Source organism: Thermogemmatispora tikiterensis, from assembly GCF_003268475.1.
Lineage (GTDB): Bacteria > Chloroflexota > Ktedonobacteria > Ktedonobacterales > Ktedonobacteraceae > Thermogemmatispora > Thermogemmatispora tikiterensis.
Genome location: NZ_MCIF01000002.1, coordinates 2,523,334 through 2,526,889 on the forward strand (window position 1 = coordinate 2,523,334; position 3,556 = coordinate 2,526,889).

Sequence of the window (3,556 nt, forward strand, 5' to 3'; positions counted from 1 at the left end):
TGACGGCCACTTTTCCAGGAGCTTCCTCCGCGACTGGAGCATAGCTGTCACACGAGCATGCCTGCCCTGTCCTGCGCTGCAGCCCACCCCCACGCTGGGCCGTTCGCAGCGCTGGTGCCCGTGACCCCCGCTGTTCAGCGCTGTCCCGCTGATACAGACCGGGGTCACCAGCTGATCTGCAGCCAGGATAGGGCACGCCAGCCCATTCACCTGCCCATCGACTCTGCTCCTGACCTCCTTGCTCAGCCCACCACAGGATGGATCAGGATCGCGCTGACTCTGGCAGCCTGGAAACGTCCCCCGCGGATGCTCCCCTGAGACTCCCTGACCCTTCCTCGCATCACACACATCCAAGACTACTGGCTCAAGTCACCAGGTCAGGTCTGCCCAGATATACCTGGCTCCTCCGTGCCGGTCAGCCCTGTCAGCACCTCGTGCCGCGAGCACACAGCGCTGCATGCTCCTTCCATCAGGAGGTCGGGACTGAGCTGCACTGGGGCAGCTGGCCGGCCCCCGTCAACGTGATCCGAGGTGTCAGGGCCTGCCAGGGTGCACTCAGCCCACCCTCCTGCTCGCCTTCGCGCAGTACCCCATGACACGGCGACTCCTGGCGATCCTCTCGCGCACGATCCCGATCCCTGCTCTTTGGCTTCCTTCTTCAGCAAGTCCTTTGACCTCCCGGCTCACAAGCCTTCTCTCCTTCAGCCACACGCTACGGGTCGAAAGAGATTCAACCTGCCTGCTGGTCCTGGACGAGGGAAAACCCATCAGCTTTTGGGCACCAGGTGAGATAAGATTGACCAGTGGACGATGGTTTCTCAACCACTGCAGATGCTATATCCTTGCGAGGGAGAGCAAGCAGCCTCTCCCTGGTATCCCTTTCCAGGAGCACTCTTTGAAGCAAGGGGGTCAATGAACAGCGATGAACATTGAGGTGAGCGGATTCAGCGAGCATCTCACAATGAATCGCGAGGACTATCTGCATCCGCACGAGCTGGCAGAGTTTACCGTCGCGCCGGGTGTCTGTACTTCGAACGGACACGGGACCAGCACCTCGACAATTTGCTGCTGCTCAGCAGCTCCGGCGTTGCTGGTCACTGATGAGAGCGCCAGCTAGTCCTATCTGCCAGGCTACCATCTTGTTCGCCTGATCTGAGACTCCTCTCCGACGGGAAGGGGGTCTCAGATCAGTGGAGCATGGAGGCAGAGTAAACAAGGAAGCATGTCTCTGGCCTCCGAGATAGAGCTATAGCGAAATGCTGCCCAGATAGTAGATTGGGAAGAAGTACACGTACCAGGTGCATATGGCTGCGTTTCATAGCTCAACTGCTGAGGAGCAACGAAGATGACCATCAACAGCAAAGCTTCGGGTCAGGTCAAGACCAAGAGCCAAGATCCAGCTCAGGAGGCCCCTGTCGCCCAGAAAGGGAATGCCTTGTCCCTGCCCTTTATGGTCAATTCCACAGTGAGTGTCGATCGCTGTGCGGATGCAACAGGATTTCGCACTCCCTCACTGCGTCACCGTAGCCTGAGTGTTTCACATGATCAACGTGTCGCCGAAACCTTTCTGCTGAATACCCGTTTGTGCCGTCACGACCATGAGTCTGAAGCGGGTGTCCAGCTTTACTATACCGATACCGTGACCTATATGCTTGCCAACAACGGTATCGAAACCTTTGATACCACTCTCATCATTCCTTTACCTCCACCTGCTCGCCTGCGCCTCAGCCTGGGTGACTGTCTGCTCCGCAGGCGCAGCCGACGCCTCTTCACTGGTGATCCTGTCCGGCTCGAAGGACTTAGTTCCTTACTCTTCGCTGCAGCGGGGATTACCGGGATCGGCAAGGCTCCAGTCGAGCAGGGCGAACACACGGTCGATCTGTTTTTTCGTACAACTCCCTCACCGGGAGGTCTCTATGGCGTCGACCTTTACGTGGTTGCCCTGAACATCAGTGGACTCGAGCGCGGCATCTACGGCTACGATCCATTGCGGAGCAGACTGGCCCTGCTTCAGGGTCCAGACAGTGTACAGGCAGTGCTCCAGGCCTTTGCCTACCCCGAAGAGGTGATCTCGCTCTCGCGTGCCTGCACCCTGCTGATTGCCATCGGACGCCCCTGGAAGGTGATGCGCAAGTATGGCAGTCGCGGCCTGCGTTACCTCTTCATCGAGGTCGGGCAGCTTGCTGAGAACGTCCACCTGGCCTGTACCGCCCTCGGCTATGGGGACGTGGATATTGCAGGTTTCTACGACGATGACCTCAATGAGGCTCTGGGCCTGGATGGTCTGGCTCAAACCGTGCTGCACACCATCGCTGTCGGCATCCCGGCAGAATAGAGACCAAGACGAGCAAAGAAATAGAATATTTATCTCATTAAGGAGAATTGTCTGATGTTTGAAACCGAGGACTGTCCCAGACTAAAGCCACACTTTTCTCTTATTGCGCATAGCGAGAACATTGTTGAACTGCGCTCGGGCGTCTGGAACCCGGTCTCGGTGACTCTCAAAGACCGCAGCAATCAAGGCAAGCTTCTTCAGGCTCTGCGGCGCCTTGATGGTCAGACGACGCTCAAAGAGTTAGCGCGCGAGCTCGACGTGCCCGTGCAGGACTTGCTCCAAATCTGCGCAAGTCTTGATGAGTTTGGGGCGTTAGAGCGAGGCCCTACCAATGTCCTCGATTATTACGCAGCCCTTCTGGCTACTAGCCTGGCGCGCCCGTCGACTCCCCAAAGCGCTTTACGTACCAAGCAGCCCGAGCCGATTCTGGTGTTGGGGCACGGAGAGTTCGCGCAGCGGGTCCTGCAAGAACTGCAAGCCTCTCTCAACTCGCCTGTCTCGCTCATCGAAGAGGCAGAGTTATTGCAAGAACTAAGCGAGCAGGATTTGACAGAACACGAAGATGGCCTGGCAAGCATGCAAACCGCAGTGCGCTTCACCAGGTGGCGTGATCACTTCCTTGTCGTGGCCCTCGATGTCATCGATCCGATCTTGCTCCGCAACCTGAACGTCATTGCTACCGAGCTTGGCCTGCGCTGGCTGCATAGCGCTATCGACGGCCCTTTCCTGTTAATCGGGCCGACCATCATTCCTCAGCGCACCCCTTGCTATGCCTGCTTCGAGAGCCGCGTTGGCCTGAACCTGCGCGAGCACGCCAGCTATGTTGCCTACAAGCAGGCCCTCGTCGCGGGCAAGGTTCAGCCCGGACGCCCGGTGCTGCTCCGCCCACTCTACTCGCTGGCCGCCTCGCTGACGGCTCTGGAGACCCTCAACAATGTACTGACCGGCTCCGCCTTCACCGCTGGCAAAGTCCTCTCGCTGTATCTCCCAACGATGGAGTTCGCCTTTAACGAGATCCTGCGTTTACCCAACTGCCGTATCTGTGTGCCACGCACTGAGCGCTACCAGAAGCCACTCTATTTCGACACCCGCGCCTATATGAATCAGATCCAGCTGCATCTGGAGGAACATCCTCATGGCCGCCGCCAATAGTCCTGCGGGCCAGCTGCGCCCCCTGATCATCTGCCATCGTGAGGGGCTGACCCACAAGGTGAATACCTA

General features: G+C 58.2%; 3 protein-coding genes. All 3 read left to right on the forward strand.

The genetic code is table 11. The features are described 5' to 3' along the window. The first annotated feature begins 922 nt into the window (after nt 1–922). The 3 genes from A4R35_RS10235 (at nt 923) to A4R35_RS10245 (ending at nt 3,487) form a co-directional block, all read left to right on the forward strand. Nucleotides 923–1,117 carry a hypothetical protein gene (locus tag A4R35_RS10235; protein ID WP_112429025.1) on the forward strand — a complete coding sequence of 65 codons (195 nt, stop codon included), beginning with the start codon at nt 923–925 and terminating at the stop codon, nt 1,115–1,117. 228 nt (nt 1,118–1,345) lie between these two features. After that, entirely contained in the window at nt 1,346–2,335 is a 990-nt protein-coding gene (locus A4R35_RS10240) for a SagB family peptide dehydrogenase (protein ID WP_112429027.1), read from the forward strand. 54 nt (nt 2,336–2,389) lie between these two features. Then, nucleotides 2,390–3,487, forward strand: coding sequence for a TOMM precursor leader peptide-binding protein (locus A4R35_RS10245; protein ID WP_112429029.1), 1,098 nt, complete (start codon nt 2,390–2,392; stop codon nt 3,485–3,487). The last annotated feature ends 69 nt before the right edge of the window (nt 3,488–3,556 follow it).

Excerpts from the sequence above, each read along its gene's own strand:
- A4R35_RS10245 (WP_112429029.1), top strand. The coding sequence starts at position 2,390 with ATGTTTGAAACCGAGGACTGTCCCAGACTAAAGCCACACTTTTCTCTT.
- A4R35_RS10235 (WP_112429025.1), top strand. The coding sequence starts at position 923 with ATGAACATTGAGGTGAGCGGATTCAGCGAGCATCTCACAATGAATCGC.
- A4R35_RS10240 (WP_112429027.1), top strand. The coding sequence starts at position 1,346 with ATGACCATCAACAGCAAAGCTTCGGGTCAGGTCAAGACCAAGAGCCAA.